The sequence below is a fragment of the Wenxinia saemankumensis genome (assembly GCF_900141735.1).
In the GTDB taxonomy this organism is placed as follows: Bacteria; Pseudomonadota; Alphaproteobacteria; order Rhodobacterales; family Rhodobacteraceae; genus Wenxinia; species Wenxinia saemankumensis.
On record NZ_FQYO01000002.1, the window covers coordinates 57,332 to 81,316 of the forward strand.

Genomic DNA, 23,985 nt, shown 5'->3' on the forward strand with positions numbered 1-23,985 from the left:
TCTGTCGGGGCGGTGGCCGGATGTCCGGGCCGGCATTCGAAGATGACGGTCGACCCCGCAAACGAAAGGGGCCGCCCGAAGGCGGCCCCGATCCGGTCCTATTCCGCGGTCAGGAGCGGCGGCTTCTTCGACGAGAGCTGCTTGTTGCCCGGCGCCTCGAAGCGCAGTTCGATCTGGTCGTCCTTGACGCCGACCTTCACGACACCGCCCTTGGTCAGGGCGCCGAAGAGCAGCTCCTCGGCCAGGGGCTTCTTCACGTGCTCCTGGATGACGCGGCCCAGCGGGCGGGCGCCCATCTTGTCGTCGTAACCCTTCTCGCCCAGCCATTGCGCGGCTTCGGGCGTGAGCTCGATCGTGACGTTCCGGTCCATCAGCTGCGCCTCGAGCTGGAGGACGAACTTCTCGACCACCGACATGATGACCTCCTGCCCCAGCGGCGCGAAGGAGATCGTGGCATCCAGCCGGTTGCGGAACTCGGGCGTGAAGGTCCGCTCGATCGCGGCGGTATCCTCACCCTCGCGCCGGTCGCGGCCGAAGCCCATCGGGGCCCGCTGCATGTCCGACGCCCCCGCATTCGAGGTCATGATCAGGATCACGTTCCGGAAATCGACCTGCCGGCCGTTGTGGTCGGTCAGCTTGCCGTGATCCATCACCTGCAGGAGGATGTTGAACACGTCCGGATGCGCCTTCTCGATCTCGTCGAGGAGCAGCACGCAGTAGGGATGCTGGTCGACGCCGTCGGTCAGCAGCCCGCCCTGGTCGAACCCGACATAGCCCGGAGGCGCGCCGATCAGGCGGCTGACCGCGTGCTTCTCCATGTATTCCGACATGTCGAAGCGCAGCAGTTCGACCCCCAGCGTCGCCGCCAGCTGCTTGGCCACCTCGGTCTTGCCGACGCCGGTCGGACCCGCGAACAGGTAGTTGCCGATCGGCTTCTCCGGCTCGCGCAGGCCAGCCCGGCTGAGCTTGATGGCCGAGGACAGCGCGTCGATGGCGGCGTCCTGCCCGAAGACCACGCGCTTGAGCGAGCCCTGCAGGTCCTTCAGCACCTCGGCGTCATCCTTGCTGACGTTCTTGGGCGGGATCCGGGCGATCTTGGCCACCACGGCCTCGATCTCCTTGGGGCCCACGGTCTTGCGCCGCTTGCTCTCGGCCACGAGGTGCTGCGCCGCGCCGGCCTCGTCGATCACGTCGATCGCCTTGTCGGGCAGCTTGCGGTCGTTGATGTAACGGGCCGACAGCTCAACCGCGGTCTTGATCGCCTCGGCGGTGTAGCGGATCGCGTGGTGATCCTCGAAATAGGGCTTGAGGCCCTGGAGGATCTTGATCGCGTCCTCGACCGTCGGCTCGTTCACGTCGATCTTCTGGAAGCGCCGCGACAGCGCGCGGTCCTTCTCGAAGTGCTGGCGGAACTCCTTGTAGGTGGTCGAGCCCATGCAGCGCAGCTTGCCGCCCTGCAGCGCGGGCTTGAGCAGGTTCGACGCGTCCATCGCGCCGCCCGAAGTCGCCCCGGCGCCGATCACCGTGTGGATCTCGTCGATGAAGAGGACGGCGTCCGGATGCTCCTCGAGCTCGGTCACGACGGCCTTCAGCCGCTCCTCGAAGTCGCCGCGATAGCGGGTGCCGGCCAGCAGCGCGCCCATGTCGAGGCTGAAGATCGTGGCGCCCGACAGAACGTCCGGCACCTGACCCTCGACGATCTTGAAGGCGAGGCCCTCGGCGATGGCGGTCTTGCCCACGCCGGGATCGCCCACGAGCAGCGGGTTGTTCTTGCGCCGGCGGCAGAGGACCTGCACGCAGCGCTCGACCTCGTGGTCGCGTCCGATCAGCGGGTCCACCTCGCCCTTGCGGGCCTTGGCGTTGAGGTCGACGCAGTACTTGCCGAGCGCGCTCTCCTTCTCGTCCGCGGCCTGCGCCTTCTCGGTCCTGGCGCCGGTCGTGCCCTCCTCGGCGCCGTCGGTGGTGCCGGTGATCGGGCGGCTCTCGCCGAAGGCGGGATCCTTGGCGACGCCGTGGGCGATGAAGTTGACCGCGTCGTAGCGGGTCATGTCCTGCTCCTGCAGGAAATAGGCGGCGTTCGATTCGCGCTCGGCGAAGATCGCGACGATCACGTTCGCGCCCGTCACCTCGGTCCGGCCCGAGGACTGGACGTGGATCGCGGCGCGCTGGATCACCCGCTGGAACGCGGCGGTCGGCACGGCCTCGGACCCCTCGACATCGGTGACGAGGGTGGAGAGGTCGTCCTCGATGAAATCCTCGAGGCTCTTCTTCAGCTCCTCGATGTCGACGGCGCAGGCGCGCATCACGCGCGCCGCGTCGGGTTCGTCGGTGAGGGCCAAGAGGAGATGCTCCAGCGTCGCGAGCTCGTGACGCCGCGAATTTGCGAGCGCGAGGGCGGCGTGGATGGATTGCTCGAGCGTGGAGGAGAATGACGGCACGTTTCGGTGCTCCTCTGGATTGGGAGGTCCGCCGGGCCCGAGGACCCGACCGGACCGTGACCTCGTAGGACTGAAGATCGGGTTATTTCCCGGTCCTTCAAGCCAAAATTCGTCACATCCCCTTCACAAATCCGGCCTGTCTCCGAACCGCCCCGCCATTCAGCGGAAGCTGTCCCTGCGGCTGCGGATTTCGGCGAAGACCTCGACGTCGGAGGCGCCTTCCATGCCCATTGCGGCGCGAAGCTCGGGCCGGTCGACACGGAGGAAGGGGTTGGTGGCGATCTCTTCGGCAAGGGATGTCGGCACGGTGGCCCGTCCCTCGGCGCGGGCGGACTTCACCGCCTCGGCCCTCGACTTAAGGTCGGCGTTGCCGGGTTCAATCCCCAGCGCGAAGCGGGTGTTCGTCTCGGTGTATTCGTGGCCCGAGCAGACGATCGTCTCGCGCGGCAGGTCCCGCAGCGGCTTCAGGCTCGCCCACATCATCGCGGCGTCGCCCTCGAACAGGCGGCCGCAGCCGCAGGCCATCAGGCTGTCGGCGCTAAAGAGATACTGCTGTCCCGGCAGCCAGAAGGCGACATGGCCGGTCGTGTGGCCCGGCACGTCCAGGACGTGGACGTCCTCGCCGCAGGTATCCTCCACATCGGAGGCGCTGACGGCGAGGTCGAGCGTCGGCAGCCGGTGCCTGTCCTTCGCCGCGCCGATGACGCGCGGCTTGTAGCGGCGGCGCAGGTCCTCGACCCCGGCGACATGGTCGTCGTGGTGGTGGGTGAGGAAGATGTCCGTCAGCTCCCAGCCCCGGCTCTCGAGCTCGGCCATGATCGGACCGGCCTCGGGCGCGTCGATCAGGGCCGTCTCGCGCGAGAGGTCGTCGTGCAGCAGGTAGGCGTAATTGTCCGTCAGGCAGGGGACGGGGATGACGTGAAAGGACATCGCGGCGGGCTCCTTCTTGGCGCGGGGTCGTGGGGCGGGGTCGCGCGGCCGATCGGCCGATGCCGATGCTTTGCGCCGGCGCATCGGGCCGCTAAGGTATCGCCGGAGCGGAGGTTGACCAGCGGGGCCTGCATGCATCTCGACGCGGTGGACCTGCGGGCCTTCTACTACCGCTCGGCCCTCGGCCGGCAGGCGCAGCGGGTGATCCGCGACGCGCTGGTGCGTCGCTGGCCCGATGTACGGGGGCGGACCGTCGCGGGATTCGGCTTTGCCGTGCCGCTGCTGCGACCCTTCCTGCCGGAGGCGCGCCGGGTCGTGGGACTGATGCCCGGCCCGCAGGGGGTGATGCACTGGCCCGCCGGCCTGCCCAATGTCAGCGTCCTGTGCGAGGAGACGCTCTGGCCGCTGGCCACGGGCAGCGTCGACCGCCTCGTGCTGCTGCACGGTCTCGAGACGTCGGACCATCCCGATGCCCTGCTGGCCGAGGCGGGGCGGGTGCTGGCGCCGGGCGGGCGGGCGGTCTTCATCGTGCCGAACCGGGCCGGGCTCTGGTCGCGGTCGGACGCGACGCCGTTCGGCTACGGCCGGCCCTACTCGACCAGCCAGCTCGAGGCGCAGCTGCGGCGCAACCACTTCCGGGCCGAGCGCACGACCTCCACGCTCTACCAGCCGCCGAGGGACACGCGGTTGTGGCGGCGGATGGCCGGCGTGATGGAAAGCGCGGGCCGCCATATCCCGGTCTTCGCCGCGGGCGGCGTGCTGATCGCCGAGGCGTCCTACAGCCCGCACCGTCCCTCGCGCACAGGCCTGACCGAGGCGGTCCGACGGCCGCTGCGGGTGCTGGAGGGAATCGCGCAGCCGGTGCCCGAGCCGGCCCGCCGGACGGCCCGGGCGGGGCAGGGGGACGCGGCCGGACCGGGGCCATGCAGGGCAGGGCGATCCGCCCCGCGCGGCAGGGTGTCCGGGGCGTCTCCGGAAGGTTGCGGGTCCGTTACCGCTCTGCTAGAGGGACGCTGATTTTACAGCCCCGTGCCATGTGGACGGGCCGCGACAGCGGCTCCGCCCCGCGGCGCGGGTCTATCTGCAAGACGGGACCCCGCCGCCCCGCCGGGCGGTGCCAGGATCCCCGAGACACGCGAAAGGGTGGACCTTGTCCGAACCAGCTTCGATCGCGACGGGTATCGCGGGACGATATGCCAGCGCCGTCTTCGACCTCGCGCGCGAGGAAAACCAGATGGACGCGCTCGAGCGGGACGTGGACACGCTGCAGCAGGCCCTGGCGGAAAGCGGGGACCTGCGCGACCTGATCCATTCGCCGATCTACTCGCGCGAGCAGCAGCAGGCCGCGATCGGCGCCGTCGCCGACAAGGCCGGCCTTTCGGCCACGATGGGCAACGTTCTGCGCCTGATGGCCTCGAAGCGCCGGCTCTTCGTGCTGCCGCAGATGCTGACCGCCCTGCGCGCCCGCATCGCGGACGAGAAGGGCGAGATCACGGCCGACGTGACCACCGCCCGCCCGCTCTCGTCCGAGCAGTCCGAGCGGCTGGGCCGCACCCTGGCCGAGAAGCTCGGCCACGAGGTGAAGATCAATTCCGCCGTCGATGAGAGCCTCATCGGCGGACTCGTCGTGAAAGTGGGCAGCCGGATGATCGACACGTCGATCCGCACCAAGCTCGCCCAGCTCCAGAACACCATGAAAGAGGCCCGGTAAGATGGCGATCCAAGCGGCGGAAATTTCCGCGATCCTGAAGGACCAGATCAAGAATTTCGGCCAGGATGCCGAGGTCGCCGAAGTCGGCCGGGTGCTGTCCGTCGGTGACGGGATCGCGCGCGTCTACGGCCTCGACTCGATCCAGGCCGGCGAGATGGTCGAATTCCCGGGCGGCATCCAGGGCATGGCCCTGAACCTCGAGCGCGACAATGTCGGCGTCGTGATCTTCGGCTCCGACCGCGACATCAAGGAAGGCGACACCGTCAAGCGCACGAATTCCATCGTGTCGGTGCCCGCGGGCGATGCCCTGCTGGGCCGCGTGGTGGACGGCCTCGGCAATCCGCTGGACGGCAAGGGCCCGATCGAGGCGGCCGAACAGCGCGTCGCCGACGTGAAGGCGCCGGGCATCATCCCCCGCAAGTCGGTGCACGAGCCGATGGCCACGGGCCTGAAGTCCGTCGACGCCATGATCCCGATCGGCCGCGGCCAGCGCGAGCTGATCATCGGCGACCGCCAGACCGGCAAGTCGGCCATCGCCGTCGACGCCGTGCTGAACCAGAAGTCCTACAACGACGCCGCCGGAGACGACGAGAGCAAGAAGCTCTACTGCGTCTACGTCGCCATCGGCCAGAAGCGGTCGACCGTCGCCCAGCTGGTCAAGCGCCTCGAGGAGAACGGCGCGATGGAATATTCCATCGTCGTCGCCGCGACCGCCTCGGACCCCGCGCCGATGCAGTTCCTCGCGCCCTATGCCGCAACCGCCATGGCCGAGTTCTTCCGCGACAACGGCCGTCACGCCCTCATCATCTACGACGACCTGTCGAAGCAGGCCGTCGCCTACCGCCAGATGTCGCTGCTGCTGCGCCGTCCGCCGGGCCGCGAAGCCTATCCGGGCGACGTGTTCTACCTGCACTCCCGCCTGCTGGAGCGCTCGGCCAAGCTCAACGAGGAGCATGGCTCCGGCTCGCTCACCGCGCTGCCGATCATCGAGACGCAGGGCGGCGACGTGTCGGCCTTCATCCCGACCAACGTGATCTCGATCACCGACGGCCAGATCTTCCTCGAGACCGAACTGTTCTACCAGGGCATCCGTCCGGCGGTGAACACCGGCCTTTCCGTGTCCCGCGTCGGCTCCGCCGCGCAGACCAACGCGATGAAGTCGGTCGCCGGCCCGGTGAAGCTGGAGCTCGCGCAGTACCGCGAGATGGCCGCCTTCGCGCAGTTCGGCTCGGACCTCGACGCCGCGACCCAGCGCCAGCTGAACCGCGGCGCGCGCCTGACCGAGCTGATGAAGCAGCCGCAATACGCGCCGCTCACCAATGCCGAGATCGTCTGCGTCATCTACGCCGGCACCCACGGCTATCTCGACAAGCTGCCCGTGAACCGGGTGGGCGAGTTCGAGGCGGGCCTGCTCAAGCACCTGCGGAGCAACCGCCGCGACGTCCTCGACTTCATCACCAACGAGGATCCCAAGGTGAAAGGCGACGCCGAGGAGAAGATCAAGGGCGCGCTGGACGAGTTCGCCCGGGACTTCGGCTGATCCGGATCAAGGAGGGAAGCGGCTAGATGCCCAATCTCAAGGACCTCAGGAACCGGATCGCGTCGGTCAAGTCGACCCGCAAGATCACCAAGGCGATGCAGATGGTCGCCGCGGCGAAGCTGCGCCGCGCCGAAGAGGCGGCGCAGAACGCCCGGCCCTATGCCGAGCGGTTCAACGCGGTGATGTCCGGCCTCGCCGGCGGCATGTCGGGGGATAACGGCCCCCGGCTGCTCGCCGGGACCGGCAAGGACGACGTGCACATGCTCGTCGTCATGACGGCCGAGCGCGGCCTCTGCGGCGGCTTCAACTCGTCCATCGTGCGGCTTGCCCGCGCGCGGATCGAGAAGCTGCGCGGCGAGGGCAAGACGGTGAAGATCATCACCGTCGGCAAGAAGGGCCGCGAGCAGCTGCGCCGCGACTTCGGCGACCTGTTCGTCGAGCATGTCGACCTTTCCGGCGTCCAGCGTGTCGGCTACGGCGACGCGCAGGGGATCGCCAAGAAGCTTCTCGACCGGTTCGACGCCGGCGAGTTCGACGTGGCCACGATCTTCTACGCGCGGTTCGAGAACGTCGTTGCGCAGGTGCCGACCGCGACCCAGGTCATCCCCGCCTCCTTCGAGGAGAGCGAGGGCGATGCTGGAACGGGCGCGCTCTACGATTACGAGCCGGGCGAGGAAGAGATCCTGGCCGAGCTGCTGCCGCAGGGCGTGGCCGTCCAGATCTTCGCCGCGCTGCTCGAGAACGGCGCGTCCGAGCAGGGCGCGCGGATGTCGGCGATGGACAACGCCACGCGCAACGCGGGCGAGATGATCGACAAGCTCACGATCGAGTACAACCGCTCGCGCCAGGCCGTCATCACCAACGAACTGATCGAAATCATCTCGGGCGCCGAGGCGCTCTAAGGAACCGGAGACACCAGCATGGCAGACGCAACCGGCAAAGTGACCCAGGTCATCGGCGCCGTCGTGGACGTGCAGTTCGACGATCACCTTCCGGCGATCCTCAACGCGCTCACGACTGACAACAACGGCAAGCGCCTCGTCCTCGAGGTCGCACAGCATCTCGGCGAGAACTCGGTCCGCGCCATCGCCATGGACGCGACCGAGGGCCTCGTCCGGGGCCAGGCGGTGACGGATACGGGCGCGCCGATCTCGGTTCCCGTGGGCACCGCGACGCTCGGCCGGATCCTCAACGTCATCGGCGAGCCGGTGGACGAGAAGGGCCCGATCGAGGCGGACGAGCATCGCCCGATCCACGCCGCCGCCCCCGACTTCGCGGAGCAGGCGACCGGCGCCGAGATCCTCGTCACCGGCATCAAGGTCATCGACCTGCTGGCCCCCTATTCCAAGGGCGGCAAGATCGGCCTGTTCGGCGGCGCCGGCGTGGGCAAGACCGTGCTCATCCAGGAGCTGATCAACAACATCGCCAAGGTGCATTCCGGCTTGTCCGTCTTCGCCGGCGTGGGTGAGCGGACCCGCGAGGGGAACGACCTTTACCACGAGATGATCGAATCCGGCGTTCTGACGCCCGACAACCTGACGGATTCGAAGATCGCGCTGGTCTACGGCCAGATGAACGAGCCGCCGGGCGCCCGCGCCCGCGTCGCGCTGACCGGCCTGACCCTGGCCGAGAAGTTCCGCGACTCGACCGGGACGGACGTCCTGTTCTTCGTCGACAACATCTTCCGCTTCACCCAGGCCGGCTCCGAGATGTCGGCCCTTCTGGGCCGCATCCCCTCGGCCGTGGGCTACCAGCCGACGCTGGCGACCGACATGGGCGCCATGCAGGAGCGGATCACCTCGACGCGGAATGGTTCGATCACGTCGATCCAGGCCGTCTACGTCCCCGCCGACGACCTCACCGACCCGGCGCCGGCGACGACCTTCGCGCACCTCGACGCGACGACGGTTCTCAACCGCGCGATCTCGGAACTCGGCATCTACCCGGCCGTGGACCCGCTCGATTCCACGTCGCGCCTGATGGATCCGCTCGTTCTCGGCGAGGAGCACTACAAGGTCGCCCGCGACGTGCAGGGGATCCTCCAGCGCTACAAGTCGCTGCAGGACATCATCGCCATTCTCGGGATGGACGAGCTCAGTGAAGAGGACAAGCTGACGGTGGCCCGCGCCCGGAAGATCCAGCGCTTCCTCAGCCAGCCCTTCGACGTGGCGAAGGTCTTCACCGGCTCCGACGGCGTGCAGGTCCCGCTCGAGGACACGATCGCCTCATTCAAGGCGGTGGTCGCGGGTGAATACGATCACCTGCCCGAGGCGGCCTTCTACATGGTCGGCGGCATCGAGGACGTGAAGGCCAAGGCCGAGCGTCTGGCGGCGGCCTGATCCAGATGGCTGACACCTTCAAGTTCGACCTCGTCAGCCCGGAACGCCGGCTCGCCTCGACCGAGGCGAGCGAGGTGTCGATCCCGGGCACGGACGGCGATCTCACGGCGATGGCCGGCCACACGCCGACCATCACCACGCTGCGTCCCGGCATCCTGCGGGTCACCCGCGACGGCAAGGCCGAGGAATACGTCGTCTCGGGGGGGTTCGCCGAGATCGGCGCCGACTCGGTCTCCGTCCTCGCCGAGCAGGCCATCCCGCGCGCCGAGATGACCGAGGAGAAGATGCAGGGCCTCATCGACGAGGCGCGCCGCGCGCACGAGAAGGCGCAGGAGCAGTTCGTCAACGAGCCGGGCATGGTCGACGACGCGGCCAAGCTGCTCGCCGACATGGTCGCCGTCGGCGATCACATCCGGATTGGCGGCGGTCTCGCCCCCTGAGTGCAGCGACACGCGATGCATGAAAGGCCCCGGTGCGGCGACGCCCCGGGGCCTTTCCTTTTGCGTCCCGCCCGCGGGTACTGGTCAAGTTCCCCCCGGGTCGGGCAATCTGGGGGACAGCGGCTCGGGGGGACGGATGCGGAAGATCGACAGCGGCGCAGTCGGCATCGCGCGGGGCGAGATCGTCCTCTTCAGCGATTTCGCCGATGACGGTGCGATGTGGGCCGGCAGCGGGGACCGCGAGATCCGCCGGAGGATCTCGTTCGACGAGCCTTTCGCGGGCGCGCCGGTCGTCAGCGCCTGGATCACGATGCAGGACGTGGCCAGCGACCGGAACACCCGCCTCGACCTCGCCGCAGAGGACGAGGATCCCGAGGGGTTCACGATCGTCTTCCGCACCTGGGGCGACAGTCGCATCGCCCGGATCCGCGTCGGCTGGATGGCGATCGGGACGGTGCGAAGCGACGACATGTGGGACATCGACTGATCCCACGGAAAAGGGCCGCCCCGGCAAGGGGACGGCCCTGTGCCCGTTCCGGCGGGACGGTCAGCCCTTGCGGTCGTCCTTGACATCGCCGAGCTTGCGCTCCTCGGCCGATTTCTGCGCCGTCGCCGCGACGTCCTGCGCGTTCGACTTCGCCTCGCGGCCGAGATCGCGGGCCGCATCCTCGGCATCGCCGCGCGTCTCGTGCAGCTTGTCGGAGGCGGCGTCCAGCGTATCGGAGACGACGCCCTCGGCCTTCTTCATCTCCTCGCGGAAGATCGCCTCGGCGCGGTGATAGAGCTCGTCGCTGCGGGCCCCGAGGTAATCGTCCTCCATCCGTGTGCGCGGCAGCATCGCACCGACGGCCGCGCCGATGGCGAAGGCGATCGCGCCGCCGACCAGCGGCTGCCGGTCGTAGCTCTCCTGCACCTCGCGCGACCGGCGCTTGAACGCGTCGGAGGCGTCTCGGCGGGCGACGACGGCGCGCTCGCGGGCGGCGATCACGCGATTGCGGGCATCCTCGGACAGGTGCTCGGTGCCCTCGGACAGACGACTGCGCATCCGCTTGGCGGCGTCGCTCGTCATCCGGGTCCGGTGCCGCAGCCCCGCCCGGGCGCGGTCGCTGCGATCCGACACGCCGTGGGCGGCGTCATGCACACCGTGGCGCACGCTGTCGGCCAGCTCGCCCGCCTTGTCCTTCGCGCCTTCCACGGCCGACCAGATCCGCTCGCGGAAGGTCGGGCTGGCATCGGTATCCTCGTGGGTCGCCTCGAAATCGGTATCGGCCCAGTTCCGGTCGTCGGCCCAGGCGCCCGCGCTGCTTCGGCCGCTGACATAGGCACCGGTCTCCGAGGGCCGCGCCGCGATGCGGGTCCGGGTGATGGTGCGCCCGGTATAGGGGTCGCGGGCCGTGTAGGTCTCGCGCGTGGTGTAGCCGCCGGTATAGCTGCTCGAATAGCCTGTCCGGCTGCTGGGCGCGGGGACCGGCGCGGCGGCGGGATACTCGTCGGCATCGTCGGAGTGCCGCAGGTCGTGGACCTTTGCCTTGGCCTGGTCACCGAAGATCAGCCACGCGATCCCGATACCCGTCAGAGCCACGCCGACGGGGTTCTCGCGCACGACGCGCGAGACGGAGGTGCCGAGGTCGGAGGCGTAGCCCGAGACCTGGTGGCCGATATCGCCGGCCAGGTTGTCGAAGGAGAGCCGGTCGTTCAGGTCGTGGAGCGTGGAGCTGAGCCCAGAGCGCTCGCGCTCGATGTCGCGCTCGATCTCTTCGGGGGTGCGGTAGTGGTTAGTCATGGAGGGACTCCTTGATGGTCCGCGCGTCCGCCTCGACGTTGCGGGCGGTGCGGCGCGGCGTGATGTTCTTAAAGTTCGCCCGGGCGATCGCGACGAGGATCGCAACGACGACGAGGTAGCCGATGCCGACGATGAGCGAGGCCCAGCCGACGGACAGGTCCAGCCCGGCCGCGAGGGCGGCGACGAGGGCGCCGGTCAGCACGTTCAGCGCGCAGACCGCGACGACGATCGAGGCGACCAGAAGGCCGATGCCGGTGGCCGCCTTGGTCAGCGCCTCGCGCGCTTCGGCCTTGGCGAGGTCCACCTCGTTCCGGACCAGCGCTTGCAGGTGCTCGAACATGTCCTGCAGCAGCGCCGTCACCGAGCGGGGACCGGTTTCAGGCACATCGCGCATGGCTCAGACCTGCGTCCTGGGCGCGTGGACCGCGCCGCCGCGGGTCGTCGCGGCGGCCGGGCTGCCCGCCGGGCTGGCCGAGGCGAAGCCGGGGGTCTGCTGCGGTTGCGCCGTGGCCGGACGGTCGGTGCCGTAGCCGGCCTCGTAGGGCGTGCTGCGCGACGTGGCCTTGCCGAAGCGCGTGACGGCGAAACCGAGCAGCGCCGCGCCACCGAGGAAGAGCACCGGGTTGCGACGGGCGTAGTAGGTCAGATCCTCGACGATCTCGCCGATATCCTTGCTCTCCACCCGGTCCGACATGTCGGCGAGGTTGTTCGCCAGGTAGCCGAAGGTCTTCTCCTGGTACGAACCGTCCTGCAGGTCGTCGGCCGCCTTGCGCAGCGCCTCGGCCACCGTGCGGATCTCGCCAGCGGTAGCGGACTTCGCCTCGTTGCCGCGGCGGGTCGCCTCTGCGGTGGCGCTGTCGACGGCCTCGCGACCGGTGCGCTTGGCCGCGTCGACCACGTCATGGGCAGTCGCCTTCGCCTTGTCGCCGATATCGTCGGCGGTCTTCTTGATGTCGTCGCTGGTCGACATGGTTCTCTCCTTCGTCCGGGTCCGCGGCGACCGGCTGGACGCCGCGCCGCCGGACCTGATGAACTTCAGGCGGAGAACGCACACTTTCGTGCGAGGGTTCCGGCCCCCCCCGAAGAGGAGGGCCGCCGAAGGGAGGGCGCGGACCGGGGTCAGGCGGCCGAGGTGTACATTCCCTCGTAGATCGGACCCAGCGTCTCGTGCTCGAACAGGGACGACACGGAGGTGCCGTTCCAGATGTTGAGGATCGCCTGGGCGAAGACCGGGGCGGTCGGCACGATCCGGATGTTCGGGCAGGCCTTGACCGCCTCCGACGGCTCGATGCTGTCGGTGATGACGAGCGATTTCATGACCGACTTCGTGATCCGCTCCACCGCAGGCCCCGACAGGACGCCGTGGGTGATGTAGGAGTGGACCTCGGTCGCGCCGTGCTCGATCAGGATCTCGGCCGCCTTGCAGAGCGTGCCGGCCGTGTCGCAGATGTCGTCGACGATCAGGCAGGTCTTGCCCGCCACGTCGCCGATCACCGTCATCTCGGCGATCTCGCCCGCCTTTTCGCGGCGCTTGTCGACGATGGCGAGCGGAGCGCCGATCCGCTTGGCCAGCTCGCGCGCCCGGCCGACGCCGCCCACATCGGGCGAGACGACCATCATGTCGTCCAGCCGCCCCCGGAAATGGTGCATGATGTCGAGACTGAAGACCGGCGAGGCGTAGAGGTTGTCGACCGGCAGGTCGAAGAAGCCCTGGATCTGCGCCGCGTGCAGGTCCATCGTCAGCACCCGCTCGATCCCCGCCTCGGCGATCATGTTGGCGACCAGCTTCGCCGTGATCGGGGTCCGCGCCTTGGTGCGGCGGTCCTGCCGCGCATAGCCGAAATAGGGGATGACGGCGGTGATCCGCCCCGCGCTGGACCGGCGCAGCGCGTCCGAGATGATCAGCAGCTCCATCAGGTTGTCGTTGGCCGGGTTCGAGGTCGGCTGAATGATGAACATGTCCTCGCCGCGCACGTTCTCGTACACTTCGACGAAGATCTCCTGATCGTTGAACCGTTCGACCCGCGCGTCGACCAGCCCGACCGACATCCCCCGGTGCATCGACATCCGCCGGGCGATGCCCCGCGCGAGCCCGGGATTGGCGTTGCCGGCGATGAGCTTGGGTTCGGTCACGGTGACCATGGGCGGCGTTCCCCTAGATAGGCTGGGCAGCAAGGGGACGGCGGCCCCGAGTCGCGGCGTTGACTTCGCCTAGCACAAGCCTAGCCTGACGGGAAACCGCACCGAAGGGCAGGGGACCAATGGGCCGGATCGACTATTACTGCTCGCCACTCTCGCCCTATACCTACCTCGCGGGGGGCCGGCCCGAGGAGATCGCCGCGCGCCACGGCCATTCGCTGAGCTACAAGCCGCTCGACGTGATCGCGCTGTTTTCGCGCACGGGGGGCACCGCGCCCAAGGACCGCCACCCCTCGCGCCAGGAATACCGCGCGCAGGAGCTGCGGCGGCAGGCGGTCAAGGCGGACATGACGCTGAACCTGCGCCCCGCGCACTGGCCCACCAACGGCGCGCCCGCCTGCTACGCGATCATCGCCGCGCAGGAGGACGGGTCGGGCGATACCGGCATGCTGCTGCAATCGCTGGCCCTCGCCTGCTGGGCCGAGGAGAAGGACATCGCCCGCGACGAAGTGATCCGCGCGGCGCTGGAAGGGGCCGGCTTCGATCCCGGCCTCGCCGACCGGGGCCTGATGACCGGGGCGGAGGTCTATGCCCGCAACCTCGAGGACGCGGTCAATGCCGGCGTGTTCGGCCTGCCCTTCTGGGTGACCGAGACCGACGAACGCTTCTGGGGCCAGGATCGCCTGGACGATCTCGACGCGCATCTGGCCGGGCGGTTGTAGACGACAGTTGCGGGCCGGGCGGCGGGTGCCGCCCGGGGGTGGTCGAGACCGGGCCGACGTGCCGGGGGGTGGGTGCGACCCACCCTACATGCAGGGTGCGAGCGACCCCGAACGTGGGAACGCCGCCCCGCGCCGCCATCCAGCCTACCGGGCGGAACACATACCGTTCAGAGGGAACGGCCACCCGTAGGGTGGGTCGCACCCACCCCCAAAGGCCCGGCCACCGGGTGAATCACGTTCCGATCGACGCGACGGCTCCGTAGGGAGGGTCGCACCCACCCCCGGAGGTCCATCCACCGGGTGAATCACGTACTGATCGACGCGACGGCCCCATAGGGTGGGTTGCATCCACCCGCCCCCGCACCCGGCCCGACCTCAGAGCAGCGCGAGGAACCGGTCCACGCCCGCCGCGCCGATCGACCAGTCGCAGACCAGCCGCCCGGTCAGGCGCTCGTCCGCCGCCCCCGCCGCCGGATCGCCGTCCATCACGTAGTAGCGCGCGCCGCCCTCCTGCAGCCGGCGGTGCAGCGACCGGGGCGCGGTGAAGAAGATCATGTTCGCCTCGGCGCCCCAGGGCATGTCGACCTCCGGCACCTCGGCGAGGCCGGCGGTCAGCAGCGCGCAGGCCGAATTGGCCGCCGCCGCCAGCTCCAGCCAGAGATCCCCCGCCAGATAGCCCTGCATCTGCGCCGAGAGCAGGCGGTGCTTGCTGAAGAGATGCGCCCCGCGCTTGCGCCGCAGCTCGAACTCCGCCCCGTGGGCGGGGTCGAAGAAGATGCAGGCCTCGACTCCGAGGCAGCCGTTCTTGGTGCCGCCGAAACTGACCGCGTCGATTCCGGCCTTCCAGGTCATCTCGGCCGCGCTGCAGCCCAGCGCCACCTGAGCGTTGGCGAAGCGCGCCCCGTCGAGATGGACCGGCAGGCCGAACGCCTTCGCCGTGTCGGTCAGGGCGGCGATCTCGTCCAGCGTGTGGACGGTGCCCTTCTCCGTCACCTGCGTGATCGAGACGGGGCCGCGCTGCGCGCCGTGCACCCCCCGCCGCTCGTGCTCGAGGATCGCGGCGCGCAGGGCCTCGGGCCTCATCTTGGCGCGCTCGTCCGGCACGGTAACCAGCTTGGCGCCGCCCGAGTAGAATTCGGGCGCGTTGCATTCGTCCTCGTTGATATGGGCCATCGCGGTGCAGAAGATCGCGTCCCAGGGATTGCCCAGCGTGGCGAGGATCAGCGCGTTCGCGGCCGTGCCCGTGGGCACCAGGTAGACCGCCGCCTCCGGCGCCTCGAAGATGCGGCGCAGCTCGCCGCGCACCTCCTCGGCCAGCGCCTCGGCGCCGTAGCCGGAGGTATAGCCGTCATTGGCCGCGATCAGCGCCTCCATCACCCGGGGATGGGCGGGGCCGCCATTGTCGGAGGCAAAGAACATCAGGTCGGCTCCTCGATGATGTGATCCTCCCAGTCGTCGTCGGCGACCTCGAGCTCGCTCTCGGTGCGGCCGGCCATCGACACGCCCGCGCGGTGGACCGCGCCGGGATCGCCCGAGACGAGGTGGTGCCAGTCGAAGAGCGGCCGCCCCTCCCAGAGCAGTCGGTAGGCGCAGGTGACGGGCAGCCAGTAGAGGTTCTTCTTCAGGGTCTTCGGCGTCAGCACGATGCATTCGGGCACGAAGTCGTGCCGCGTCTCGTAGCGCGAGCAGCGGCAGGTCGCCCCGTCGAGCAGTCGGCAGGCGACGTTGGTCAGCGCGACCTCGCCGCTCTCCTCGTCCTCGAGCTTGTTGAGGCAGCACTTGCCGCAGCCGTCGCAGAGCGCCTCCCATTCGGGGCGGGTCATCTGCCGGAGGGGGACGGTCTCCCAGAACCTCTCGCGCAGGGGCGGGGCGGGATCAGCCACGGGCCAGCACCTCCCGCGCGCGGAGGCAATCGGCGTCCATCTGGTCGATAAGCGCCGGCAGGCCGTCGAACCTCATCTCGGGGCGCAGGTATTCGACCAGCGCGACCGACAGCTCGGCCCCGTAGAGATCGCCCGAGAAGTCGAAGAGGAAGGTCTCGCAGTTCGGGCTCTCGCCGTCGAACATCGGACGCACCCCGATCGAGGCGGCGCCGTCGTAGCTGCCCCTGTAAGGGCCGTCCAGCACGTCGACCCGCACGGCGTAGACCCCGAATTTCGGCGGATGCAGCCCGTCGATGGACATGTTCGCCGTGGGGTAGCCCAGCTCGCGCCCGCGCTGGAAGCCGCGGATCACCGGCCCCTCCATCCGGTGCCAGTGGCCCAGCATGCCGGCCGCGTCGCGGGGGCGGCCCTCGGTCAGGGCGGTACGGATCGCGGTGGAGCTGATGCGCCCCTCCGCCCCCTCGCGGACCGGGGCCACGGTCACGCCGAAGCCCAGCTCGGCCCCGAGCGCCTGCAGCGCGGCGGCGTCCCCGTCCCGGCCCTTGCCGAACTGGAAGTCCGGTCCGACGACGACATGGGTCAGGCCCAGCCGCCGGTGCAGGATCTCGGCCGCGAAGTCGCGGGCCGGCAGGCCGGCCAGCGCGGCGTTGAAGGGCAGCTCGTAGAGCCGCGCCACCCCCAGCTTGGCCAGCCGGTTGGCCCGCGCCTCGGCGTTCATCAGGCGGAAGGGCGGGGCGCCGGGGGCGAAGAACTCGCGCGGGTGCGGCTCGAAGGTCACGACGCCGAGCGGCGCGGTCCCGGCCGCGCCCCGCGTCACGTCCAGCACCGCCTGGTGGCCCAGATGCACGCCGTCGAAATTGCCGATCGCGGCGGCGGCACCCCGGTCCTCGGGGCGGACGAACTGGCTGTCGCGGATGATGCGCATGCCTCGCGGGGTAGCCCCGCCCGCGCCGCTCCGCAAGGCGGGGCTCAGCGCAGGAAGCCGATGGAATAGGTCGGCGTCACCTGCTCGCCCGTCAGGAACGCGTCCAGCCGGCCGGCATCGGGCTGGCCGCCCGGGGCGGTCGCGGTCTCGGCCGCGGCCAGTCCGCCGGTGATGAAGAGCGAATCCAGCCCCTCGCCCTGCGCGCCGAGGATGTCGGTGCGGATGCCGTCGCCGATGCACAGGATGCGGCTGTCCTCCACCCGCGCGCCGGTGTCGCGCAGCCGGGCCCGCGCGAGGTCGTAGACCGGCGGATGCGGCTTGCCGAAATAGAGCGCCTCGCCCCCCATCTCCTCGTAGAGCTGCGCCAGCGCGCCGGCGCACCATTCCCGCGCCTCGCCCCGGTCCACGACGATGTCGGGGTTGGCGCAGAGCAGCTTCAGGCCGCGCTCCCGCGCGGCGAGGAACTGCGGCCGCAGCGCGTCCGGCGCCGCGAAGCGGTCGAAGGGGCCGCAGCAGACGATGCCCTCGGCCTCCTCCAGCGGGACGCGTTCGATGGCGACGGGATCGTGGACGATCTTCAGCGGCTCGAAGAAGGACATGTCCGTCTGTTCGCCGACGAACCAGACCTTGCGCCCGACGACGCCCTGGAACATCGCCGCCCGCGCCGCGTCGCCCGACGTGGCGATCGTGTCGTAGCACTCCTCGGGGATGCCGAGGCCGGCGATCTGCGTCGCCACGGGCCCGCGCGCCCGGGGGGCGTTGGTCAGCAGGACCACCGTGCCGCCGCCCCGCCGGAAGCCGCGCATCGCGGCCACCGCCTCGGGGAAGGCGTGCAGGCCGTTATGCATGCAGCCCCAGAGATCGACGAAGGCGGCGTCGTACTCCGCCGCGATCTCGGCGATGCTGTCGATGATGCGGGTCATGGCGGTCTCTCCATCGGCCGGATGCGGGTGCGGTGATGGACCAAAGACGCGGCCGGGACCAGTGCCCGCGAGATGGCGGCGAGGGGGCGCGGGCCGGCCGGCCGCATTGATCGCCCGCGCGGGCCGTCTAGCTGAACGGGTCGACTCCCTTTCCGAACCCGGAGCGACCGATGCTGAAAGCGACCCTCCTGACCGCCGGCCTGATGGCCGGTTCCGCCGCCCTCGCGCAGGACATGAGCCCCGACCGCGTCGACGTGATCGAGGTGATGGGGGCGAGCGAACGATACGGCACCCTGATCGAGGCCGCCCTCGCCGCCGGACTGGCCGAGCCCGTGGCCACGATGGAGGAGGTGACCGTCTTCGCCCCCATAGACGCCGCCTTCGAGAGCATTGGCGATCTCGATGCCCTTCTGCAGGATCCCGAGCGGCTGGCGGGGATCCTGGAGCTGCACGTCGTCGAGGGCGAGATCCTGTCGGACGATCTCGAGCCCGGGGCCGAGCTGGAGACCCTGGCCGGCGATGTGCTGACCGTCTCGATGGAGAACGGCCAGATTATGCTGACCGCGCCCTCGGGGTCGCAGGCCAGCGTGGTCGAGGCGGACATGGTGGCCGATAACGGCGTCGCCCACGGGATCGGCGCCGTCCTGACGCCCTGAGGCGAAGGGGGGCGGGACCGGCCCGCCCCCGCCGTTCCGGGGTCCAGTCCTCAGGCCTTGAGGACGGGGATGATCTGCTTCTTGCGGCTCATCACGCCGGGCAGGACCACGCTGTCGCCGGTCACGGTCACGCCGAAGCTGGCCTCGGCGATCGCCTTCACCCGTTCGTTCGGGACCAGCAGGGTCGCCTCCTCGTTCAGGATGTCGACGACGAAGAGCAGCACCTCGTGCGCGCCGTCCTCGGCCGCGACGCCGGGCATCGCCGCCATCAGCGCGTCCTTGCGGTCGAGCACCATCTTCGGCGCCGTCGTCTCGAGGACAGAGACGCGCAGTTCGGTCCCGCCGACGGCGTATTCCTTGCTGTCCATGCGCAGCAGCTCGGCCTCCGAGAAGGAGGAGACATCGGATTTCGCCGCGAACATCTCGGCCGCGAAGGAGGGGATGTCGACGCCCAGCTCGCCGGCCAGCTGCTCGGCCAGGCCCCGGTCCATCGGCGTCGTGGTGGGCGAACGGAATTCCAGCGTGTCGGACAGGATGCAGGACAGGATCAGCCCCTTGATCCCCTCGGGCATGTGCGACGCCTCGGCCCCCATCAGGTCGAACAGGATCGTGGCCGTGCAGGCCAGCGGGCGCACGGTGATGTCGATCGGCGTCTTTGTCTCGATCCCGCCGGTCAGCTTGTGGTGATCCACGATGCCGCGGATGTCGGCCGCGTTGATCGAGGGCGGCAGCTCGGCCGGGTTGTTCGTGTCGACGATCCAGACCGGCTGGCCGGCCTCCACGTCCTCGATCACCGGCGGCAGGTCGAAGCCCCAGCGCTCGGCCACGAACCTGGCTTCGGTATTGGGCTCGCCCAGAAGGCGGGCCTCGGCCGGCGTGCCGGTATGGCTGAGATACCAGGCCCAGATCAGGGGGGAGCCGGTGGAATCGGTGTCGGGGGATTTGTGGCCGAAGACGAGCGTGGTGGTCATGGGGTCTTTCCGTCGTTGCGCCGGGAAAATTCGCCGCGCTTGTAGCGACGGGCCGGCCGGGTGTCACCCCGCGATTCCTTGCCCGGGCGGGCCGCATATGCTACGATCGCCTTCGTCCACGAGGAGGATACCGGCCATGGATCAGGCCCCGAAGGTCTGGACCCCGTCCGACCGCATCCGCGCCGCCGCCTGAGGGCGCGGCCACCGACCAGCTTCCCCTCGAGGAGGATTCCGACGATGGACCAGCGCGCCTGACCGGCCCCTGAACCGGGGCCGCGAGACGCCGTGCCGCGTGGCGCGGCCCATGACCTCTCGCCGAAAGGCCCATCCATGCCGACATCGAAGAAACGCCCCGCCAAGGCGGCGGGCAAGGCGCAGACGCGCAAGCACGACCTGCAGCAGGTCAGCCGGGTGCCGCCCGGTCTGAACCTGTCGGGCAAGGGCGCGAAGGGCGGCATCAAGCCGCTGCCGCTGCCCGGCAAGTCCCGCGGTCGCTAGACCTCAGTCGAGGGGGCGGACGGTCCAGCCGTCCGCCTCCATCAACGCCAGAAGCCCCGCCTCGCCCGGCAGATGCGCCGCCCCGACCGCCACGAAGAGGGCGTCGGCCCCGTCGGTCTCGGCGTCCAGCCGTGCGCTCCAGGCGATGTTGCGGCGGTCCAGCATCAGTTCCTCGAACAGGGCGTTCGCCGCCTCCGCCTCCGGCCCGCCGAGATCGGGGACGAAATCCAGTGCCGCCTCGCCGACCCGCAGGACGAGGGCCGTGTTCCCGGCGAAGTATTCCTCGACCGTCGCGACATACATCTCCTCCTGGATGACGGGATCCACCAGCGCGGTACGCAGAAGGGCGATCTCGGCCTCGATCCCCGCCTCGTCGAACAGGTCGACCAGGGTGCGGCGCGACTCGATCGAGGCGACGGGCACGCCGGCCTCGGCCGCCGCCGCCATCACCCTGTGATCGAGGCCGAGGCCGCCCGACATCACCCCCTCCATCGCGCAGGTCGGGATGGCGAGCGCGGTCATCAGCGCCCAGGGACGGAACTTCGCGCCCATGAAGACCGGGATCTGCCGGGCGCGCAGCACGACCTGCACGTCCTCCCACAGGTCGGCGGGCAGCAGGTCGGGCAGGGCGGGCCCGTCGGACAGGTACATGATCGACGGATCTGCCGCGATCTCCTCGATCATCAGCGCCTCGTCCTCGCGCGAGATCTCGACGAGCACGCGCTCGGCCGATGCGATCTCGTCCGCGACGCGGGCGAGCAGCGCCTCGTGGCGCGGATCAGGGACATGCAGCGTGCCGAGGATCACGGCGCGGTCCTCGCCCCGCACCGCTTCCCAGACGAGGCCCGCGCCATAGGGCGTCGCGGCGGCCTCCGCCTCCAGCGCGGCACGCCGCTCGTCGGGCAGCCGGTCGAGCAGCGAGGTCGCGCCGCAATGCGCGGCGGCGAGACCGGGCAGCAGCGCGCCGATCAGCGCGAGGGCGAGGGGGGCGAGGCGCATCGGGGCAGCTCCGGTCGGACCAGGGGAGGGGCGGCGGCGCCGAAGGGGCGCCGCCGCGGCCGGAGTGTAGAGAGCGCCGGACCGGCCGCAACCGGCCCGGCGCAGTTCCGCCGGGGACAGACCCGGCGGGGGCGTCCGGCTCATGCGGGACGGGTCCGCTCAGGCGGGGGCGGGGCTCGTCCGCCGGCGCAGCAGCGCCAGCAGCCCGCCCCCGCCGGCAGGCCGGGGCGCGGCCTCGGGCGGGTCCGGCGGCGCCCGGGTGGCCGGGATCGGCGCCGGCAGGGCGGCGACGGGCAGGGTGAGCCTCAGCTCTTCGGGTTGTGCCCGGCGGACCGCCCGGCGGCCCTCCCAGGGCAGATCGCCCTGGATGTCCCGGCGGTATTGGGCCCCGTGGTGGCGGGGGTCGTGCGTCAGGGTGAACATCTCGTTCGTCCTCTCGGGGTGACGGCCCGGGCACCAGCGCCCGGACCTGGGGTCGACCGGCCGGGCGGGACGCACGCCCGAAGGGGCGGCGGCCCGGTCCGGGCGCGGAAGTCGCGGATGGCATGGGGTCCGAGGGACGCGCGGGTCACGGGAGGCGACGCTGGGCGTGCGGGCAGCCGGCCGGGCCCGCCGGGGCGGGTCGGATGCTGGCCTGCCGGGGACACGCGGCGGCGATCGGACGGTTGTGGAATCGGGCGACGATGCGGGGCAGGGTCGCGCCGAAGGCTGCGGCCTGCCCTAGCAGGTGATGGAGATGATCCAGGTCATGTGCAGCCCTCCGTCAGTGACGTCACGTTCGCGTGTGGCCCCCGCATAGGACATTTCGTCGCGTCTGGCTAGCCCTTCATTTCGCGGTTCCGGTGCCGATGTGGGAGAGGGCGCGGACGCGATACTTTTCCCGATCACGACCCGTTGACAGGGCGCGAGCTCCTCCCTAATTCGGCGCCGTTAGCACTCGCCCCAGGTGAGTGCCAACCGCCTCGGCCCCGGTCAGGGACCGGGCGAGGGAGAAACGAAGATTCTGCAAGGAGCGTGACAGATGGCGTTCAAACCGCTGCATGACCGAGTGCTCGTCCGCCGCGTCGAGAGCGAAGAGAAGACCAAGGGCGGTCTGATCATCCCCGACAGCGCCAAGGAAAAGCCCGCCGAAGGCGAGGTGATCTCCTGCGGCGATGGCGCGCGCAAGGATTCGGGCGAGCTGATCGAGATGGGCGTGAAGCCCGGCGACCGCGTCCTGTTCGGCAAGTGGTCCGGCACGGAAGTCCAGATCGATGGGGAAGACCTCCTCATCATGAAGGAATCCGACATCCTCGGCATCGTCGCCGCCGCCTGAGCGCGCCGCACGGTTCCGATCCCCACCTGATTTGAAGGAGTAGCACCATGGCGAAAGACGTCCGGTTCGACACCGACGCCCGCAACCGCATGCTCAAGGGCGTGAACACGCTCGCGAACGCGGTGAAGGTCACCCTCGGCCCCAAGGGCCGCAACGTCGTCATCGAGAAGAGCTTCGGCGCCCCCCGCATCACCAAGGACGGTGTGTCGGTCGCCAAGGAGATCGAACTCGAGGACAAGTTCGAGAACATGGGCGCGCAGATGGTCAAGGAAGTGGCCAGCCGCACCAATGACGAGGCCGGCGACGGCACCACCACCGCGACCGTGCTCGCCCAGGCGATCGTCGTCGAGGGCATGAAGTCGGTGGCCGCCGGCATGAATCCGATGGACCTCAAGCGCGGCATCGACCTCGCCACGTCCAAGGTCGTCGAGGCGATCAAGGCCGCGGCCCGCACCGTCGAGAATTCCGACGAGGTCGCCCAGGTCGGCACCATCTCCGCCAACGGCGAGAAGGAGATCGGCCGCCAGATCGCCGACGCGATGCAGAAGGTCGGCAATGACGGCGTGATCACCGTCGAGGAGAACAAGGGCCTCGAGACCGAGACCGAAGTGGTCGAGGGCATGCAGTTCGACCGCGGCTACCTCTCCCCCTACTTCGTGACCAACGCCGACAAGATGACGGCCGATCTCGAGGACTGCCTGATCCTGCTGCACGAGAAGAAGCTCTCGTCGCTGCAGCCGATGGTCCCCCTGCTCGAGCAGGTGATCCAGTCGGGCAAGCCGCTCCTGATCATCGCGGAAGACGTCGAAGGCGAAGCGCTGGCGACCCTCGTGGTCAACAAGCTGCGCGGCGGCCTGAAGATCGCCGCCGTGAAGGCCCCCGGCTTCGGCGACCGCCGCAAGGCCATGCTGCAGGACATCGCGATCCTGACCGGCGGCCAGGTGATCTCCGAGGATCTCGGCATGAAGCTCGAGAATGTCGGCATGGACATGCTGGGCACCGCCAAGCGCATCTCGATCACCAAGGACGAGACCACGATCGTCGACGGTCACGGTGACAAGGCCGAGATCGAGGCCCGCGTCGCGCAGATCCGTCAGCAGATCGAGGACACGACCTCCGACTACGACCGCGAGAAGCTGCAGGAGCGGGTCGCCAAGCTCGCCGGCGGCGTCGCCGTCATCCGCGTCGGCGGCATGACCGAGGTCGAGGTGAAGGAGCGCAAGGACCGCGTCGATGACGCGCTCAACGCGACCCGCGCCGCGGTCCAGGAAGGCGTCGTGGTCGGTGGCGGTGTCGCCCTGATCCAGGCCGCCAAGGCGCTCGACGGTGTCACCGGCGACAACTCGGACCAGAACGTCGGCATCTCGATCGTGCGCAAGGCCCTCGAGGCCCCGCTGCGCCAGATCGCGTCGAATTCGGGCGTCGACGGCTCGGTCGTCGTGGGCAAGATCAAGGAATCGACGGACAAGTCCTTCGGTTTCAACGCCCAGACCGAAGAGTACGGCGACATGTTCAAGTTCGGCGTCATCGACCCGGCCAAGGTGGTGCGTCACGCGCTGCAGGACGCCGCGTCCGTCGCCGGCCTGCTGATCACCACCGAGGCGATGGTGGCCGACAAGCCGAAGAAGGAAGATGCCGGTGCCCCCGATATGGGCGGCATGGGCGGCATGGGCGGCATGATGTAAGTCACGCCTTCCTGCACGGAAGATCGCGGGGTCGCCTTCGGGCGGCCCCGTTTCCGTTTCGGGGGTGGCCCGGATCGCCGGACCTCCT

At 69.7% G+C, this 23,985-nt stretch carries 25 protein-coding genes; 12 read left to right on the forward strand and 13 right to left on the reverse strand.

What is annotated here, in order from left to right:
• Positions 1 to 98: 98 nt before the first annotated feature.
• Complete coding sequence (gene clpA, locus BUE30_RS04030; protein ID WP_073326592.1) at positions 99 to 2,438, reverse strand: ATP-dependent Clp protease ATP-binding subunit ClpA; 2,340 nt, start codon at positions 2,436 to 2,438, stop codon at positions 99 to 101.
• Positions 2,439 to 2,597: 159 nt separating this feature from the next.
• The gene (gene gloB, locus BUE30_RS04035; RefSeq protein ID WP_073326593.1) at positions 2,598 to 3,368 is read right to left on the reverse strand and encodes a hydroxyacylglutathione hydrolase; all 771 of its coding nucleotides are present in this window, start codon (positions 3,366 to 3,368) and stop codon (positions 2,598 to 2,600) included.
• 132 nt (positions 3,369 to 3,500) lie between these two features.
• Here gloB and BUE30_RS04040 point away from each other — a divergent pair, with 132 nt between their 5' ends.
• The 7 genes from BUE30_RS04040 (at position 3,501) to BUE30_RS04070 (ending at position 9,885) form a co-directional block, all read left to right on the forward strand.
• Entirely contained in the window at positions 3,501 to 4,385 is an 885-nt protein-coding gene (locus BUE30_RS04040; RefSeq protein ID WP_139300503.1) for a class I SAM-dependent methyltransferase, read from the forward strand.
• Between the two features lie 133 nt (positions 4,386 to 4,518).
• Positions 4,519 to 5,079: a F0F1 ATP synthase subunit delta gene (locus tag BUE30_RS04045; protein ID WP_073326594.1), complete on the forward strand. Its 561-nt coding sequence runs from the start codon at positions 4,519 to 4,521 to the stop codon at positions 5,077 to 5,079.
• A gap of 1 nt (position 5,080) precedes the next feature.
• On the forward strand, positions 5,081 to 6,619 hold the full coding sequence (gene atpA, locus BUE30_RS04050; RefSeq protein ID WP_073326595.1) for a F0F1 ATP synthase subunit alpha: 1,539 nt from the start codon (positions 5,081 to 5,083) through the stop codon (positions 6,617 to 6,619).
• Positions 6,620 to 6,645: 26 nt separating this feature from the next.
• Positions 6,646 to 7,521: a F0F1 ATP synthase subunit gamma gene (locus tag BUE30_RS04055; RefSeq protein ID WP_073326596.1), complete on the forward strand. Its 876-nt coding sequence runs from the start codon at positions 6,646 to 6,648 to the stop codon at positions 7,519 to 7,521.
• Positions 7,522 to 7,539: 18 nt separating this feature from the next.
• Complete coding sequence (atpD, locus tag BUE30_RS04060) at positions 7,540 to 8,958, forward strand: F0F1 ATP synthase subunit beta (protein WP_073326597.1); 1,419 nt, start codon at positions 7,540 to 7,542, stop codon at positions 8,956 to 8,958.
• 5 nt (positions 8,959 to 8,963) lie between these two features.
• Positions 8,964 to 9,398, forward strand: coding sequence for a F0F1 ATP synthase subunit epsilon (locus BUE30_RS04065; protein WP_073326598.1), 435 nt, complete (start codon positions 8,964 to 8,966; stop codon positions 9,396 to 9,398).
• A gap of 136 nt (positions 9,399 to 9,534) precedes the next feature.
• Positions 9,535 to 9,885: an H-type lectin domain-containing protein gene (locus BUE30_RS04070; RefSeq protein ID WP_073326599.1), complete on the forward strand. Its 351-nt coding sequence runs from the start codon at positions 9,535 to 9,537 to the stop codon at positions 9,883 to 9,885.
• A gap of 60 nt (positions 9,886 to 9,945) precedes the next feature.
• Here the strand turns inward: BUE30_RS04070 and BUE30_RS04075 are convergent, their stop codons facing one another.
• From BUE30_RS04075 to BUE30_RS04090, 4 genes are all read right to left on the reverse strand, one after another.
• On the reverse strand, positions 9,946 to 11,181 hold the full coding sequence (locus tag BUE30_RS04075; RefSeq protein ID WP_073326600.1) for a DUF3619 family protein: 1,236 nt from the start codon (positions 11,179 to 11,181) through the stop codon (positions 9,946 to 9,948).
• Entirely contained in the window at positions 11,174 to 11,575 is a 402-nt protein-coding gene (locus BUE30_RS04080; protein ID WP_073326601.1) for a phage holin family protein, read from the reverse strand. Before BUE30_RS04080 ends, BUE30_RS04075 begins: the two co-directional genes overlap by 8 nt.
• 3 nt (positions 11,576 to 11,578) lie before the next feature.
• Entirely contained in the window at positions 11,579 to 12,151 is a 573-nt protein-coding gene (locus BUE30_RS04085) for a F0F1 ATP synthase subunit B family protein (RefSeq protein WP_073326602.1), read from the reverse strand.
• Positions 12,152 to 12,300: 149 nt separating this feature from the next.
• Positions 12,301 to 13,323 carry a ribose-phosphate pyrophosphokinase gene (locus BUE30_RS04090; protein ID WP_073326603.1) on the reverse strand — a complete coding sequence of 341 codons (1,023 nt, stop codon included), beginning with the start codon at positions 13,321 to 13,323 and terminating at the stop codon, positions 12,301 to 12,303.
• Positions 13,324 to 13,442: 119 nt separating this feature from the next.
• On the opposite strand from BUE30_RS04090, the gene BUE30_RS04095 reads away from it, so the two are divergent.
• Positions 13,443 to 14,042, forward strand: a complete 600-nt coding sequence (locus BUE30_RS04095; protein ID WP_073326604.1) for a 2-hydroxychromene-2-carboxylate isomerase — start codon at positions 13,443 to 13,445, stop codon at positions 14,040 to 14,042.
• Positions 14,043 to 14,417: 375 nt separating this feature from the next.
• Here the strand turns inward: BUE30_RS04095 and BUE30_RS04100 are convergent, their stop codons facing one another.
• The 4 genes from BUE30_RS04100 to BUE30_RS04115 are packed head-to-tail and all read right to left on the reverse strand — an operon-like array spanning position 14,418 to position 17,773.
• A complete protein-coding gene (locus tag BUE30_RS04100; protein WP_073326605.1) occupies positions 14,418 to 15,461 on the reverse strand; it encodes a threonine aldolase family protein in 1,044 nt (347 codons plus the stop codon).
• Entirely contained in the window at positions 15,461 to 15,925 is a 465-nt protein-coding gene (locus tag BUE30_RS04105) for a YcgN family cysteine cluster protein (protein ID WP_073326606.1), read from the reverse strand. Before BUE30_RS04105 ends, BUE30_RS04100 begins: the two co-directional genes overlap by 1 nt.
• On the reverse strand, positions 15,918 to 16,850 hold the full coding sequence (locus tag BUE30_RS04110) for a bifunctional riboflavin kinase/FAD synthetase (protein ID WP_073326607.1): 933 nt from the start codon (positions 16,848 to 16,850) through the stop codon (positions 15,918 to 15,920). The genes BUE30_RS04105 and BUE30_RS04110 overlap by 8 nt, the downstream gene beginning before the upstream one ends.
• A 44-nt stretch (positions 16,851 to 16,894) precedes the next feature.
• Entirely contained in the window at positions 16,895 to 17,773 is an 879-nt protein-coding gene (locus BUE30_RS04115) for a TIGR01459 family HAD-type hydrolase (RefSeq protein ID WP_073326608.1), read from the reverse strand.
• A 170-nt stretch (positions 17,774 to 17,943) separates the two neighbouring features.
• Between BUE30_RS04115 and BUE30_RS04120 the strand changes: the two genes are divergently transcribed.
• Positions 17,944 to 18,429 (forward strand): fasciclin domain-containing protein, encoded by a 486-nt coding sequence (locus BUE30_RS04120; protein WP_073326609.1) that lies wholly within the window; start codon positions 17,944 to 17,946, stop codon positions 18,427 to 18,429.
• A 50-nt stretch (positions 18,430 to 18,479) separates the two neighbouring features.
• Here the strand turns inward: BUE30_RS04120 and BUE30_RS04125 are convergent, their stop codons facing one another.
• On the reverse strand, positions 18,480 to 19,400 hold the full coding sequence (locus BUE30_RS04125) for a manganese-dependent inorganic pyrophosphatase (protein ID WP_073326610.1): 921 nt from the start codon (positions 19,398 to 19,400) through the stop codon (positions 18,480 to 18,482).
• Positions 19,401 to 19,730: 330 nt separating this feature from the next.
• On the opposite strand from BUE30_RS04125, the gene BUE30_RS17720 reads away from it, so the two are divergent.
• On the forward strand, positions 19,731 to 19,898 hold the full coding sequence (locus tag BUE30_RS17720; RefSeq protein ID WP_170865608.1) for a hypothetical protein: 168 nt from the start codon (positions 19,731 to 19,733) through the stop codon (positions 19,896 to 19,898).
• 3 nt (positions 19,899 to 19,901) lie between these two features.
• Here the strand turns inward: BUE30_RS17720 and BUE30_RS04130 are convergent, their stop codons facing one another.
• On the reverse strand, positions 19,902 to 20,897 hold the full coding sequence (locus BUE30_RS04130) for a TraB/GumN family protein (RefSeq protein WP_073326611.1): 996 nt from the start codon (positions 20,895 to 20,897) through the stop codon (positions 19,902 to 19,904).
• A gap of 159 nt (positions 20,898 to 21,056) precedes the next feature.
• Positions 21,057 to 21,320, reverse strand: a complete 264-nt coding sequence (locus BUE30_RS04135; protein ID WP_073326612.1) for a hypothetical protein — start codon at positions 21,318 to 21,320, stop codon at positions 21,057 to 21,059.
• Between the two features lie 598 nt (positions 21,321 to 21,918).
• On the opposite strand from BUE30_RS04135, the gene BUE30_RS04140 reads away from it, so the two are divergent.
• The gene (locus tag BUE30_RS04140; protein WP_073326613.1) at positions 21,919 to 22,212 is read left to right on the forward strand and encodes a co-chaperone GroES; all 294 of its coding nucleotides are present in this window, start codon (positions 21,919 to 21,921) and stop codon (positions 22,210 to 22,212) included.
• 47 nt (positions 22,213 to 22,259) lie between these two features.
• Positions 22,260 to 23,897, forward strand: a complete 1,638-nt coding sequence (groL, locus tag BUE30_RS04145) for a chaperonin GroEL (protein WP_073326614.1) — start codon at positions 22,260 to 22,262, stop codon at positions 23,895 to 23,897.
• Positions 23,898 to 23,985: the final 88 nt, after the last annotated feature.

Coding starts and splice junctions, on each gene's coding strand:
- BUE30_RS04065 (WP_073326598.1), top strand. CDS start 8,964: ATGGCTGACACCTTCAAGTTCGACCTCGTCAGCCCGGAACGCCGGCTC.
- atpD (WP_073326597.1), top strand. CDS start 7,540: ATGGCAGACGCAACCGGCAAAGTGACCCAGGTCATCGGCGCCGTCGTG.
- BUE30_RS04090 (WP_073326603.1), bottom strand. CDS start 13,323: ATGGTCACCGTGACCGAACCCAAGCTCATCGCCGGCAACGCCAATCCC.
- BUE30_RS04125 (WP_073326610.1), bottom strand. CDS start 19,400: ATGACCACCACGCTCGTCTTCGGCCACAAATCCCCCGACACCGATTCC.
- atpA (WP_073326595.1), top strand. CDS start 5,081: ATGGCGATCCAAGCGGCGGAAATTTCCGCGATCCTGAAGGACCAGATC.
- BUE30_RS04075 (WP_073326600.1), bottom strand. CDS start 11,181: ATGACTAACCACTACCGCACCCCCGAAGAGATCGAGCGCGACATCGAG.
- BUE30_RS04055 (WP_073326596.1), top strand. CDS start 6,646: ATGCCCAATCTCAAGGACCTCAGGAACCGGATCGCGTCGGTCAAGTCG.
- BUE30_RS04095 (WP_073326604.1), top strand. CDS start 13,443: ATGGGCCGGATCGACTATTACTGCTCGCCACTCTCGCCCTATACCTAC.
- BUE30_RS04100 (WP_073326605.1), bottom strand. CDS start 15,461: ATGTTCTTTGCCTCCGACAATGGCGGCCCCGCCCATCCCCGGGTGATG.
- BUE30_RS04140 (WP_073326613.1), top strand. CDS start 21,919: ATGGCGTTCAAACCGCTGCATGACCGAGTGCTCGTCCGCCGCGTCGAG.
- gloB (WP_073326593.1), bottom strand. CDS start 3,368: ATGTCCTTTCACGTCATCCCCGTCCCCTGCCTGACGGACAATTACGCC.
- BUE30_RS04085 (WP_073326602.1), bottom strand. CDS start 12,151: ATGTCGACCAGCGACGACATCAAGAAGACCGCCGACGATATCGGCGAC.
- BUE30_RS04110 (WP_073326607.1), bottom strand. CDS start 16,850: ATGCGCATCATCCGCGACAGCCAGTTCGTCCGCCCCGAGGACCGGGGT.
- BUE30_RS04080 (WP_073326601.1), bottom strand. CDS start 11,575: ATGCGCGATGTGCCTGAAACCGGTCCCCGCTCGGTGACGGCGCTGCTG.
- BUE30_RS04135 (WP_073326612.1), bottom strand. CDS start 21,320: ATGTTCACCCTGACGCACGACCCCCGCCACCACGGGGCCCAATACCGC.
- groL (WP_073326614.1), top strand. CDS start 22,260: ATGGCGAAAGACGTCCGGTTCGACACCGACGCCCGCAACCGCATGCTC.
- BUE30_RS04115 (WP_073326608.1), bottom strand. CDS start 17,773: ATGACCCGCATCATCGACAGCATCGCCGAGATCGCGGCGGAGTACGAC.
- BUE30_RS04070 (WP_073326599.1), top strand. CDS start 9,535: ATGCGGAAGATCGACAGCGGCGCAGTCGGCATCGCGCGGGGCGAGATC.
- BUE30_RS04040 (WP_139300503.1), top strand. CDS start 3,501: ATGCATCTCGACGCGGTGGACCTGCGGGCCTTCTACTACCGCTCGGCC.
- BUE30_RS17720 (WP_170865608.1), top strand. CDS start 19,731: ATGCCGACATCGAAGAAACGCCCCGCCAAGGCGGCGGGCAAGGCGCAG.
- BUE30_RS04120 (WP_073326609.1), top strand. CDS start 17,944: ATGCTGAAAGCGACCCTCCTGACCGCCGGCCTGATGGCCGGTTCCGCC.
- BUE30_RS04130 (WP_073326611.1), bottom strand. CDS start 20,897: ATGCGCCTCGCCCCCCTCGCCCTCGCGCTGATCGGCGCGCTGCTGCCC.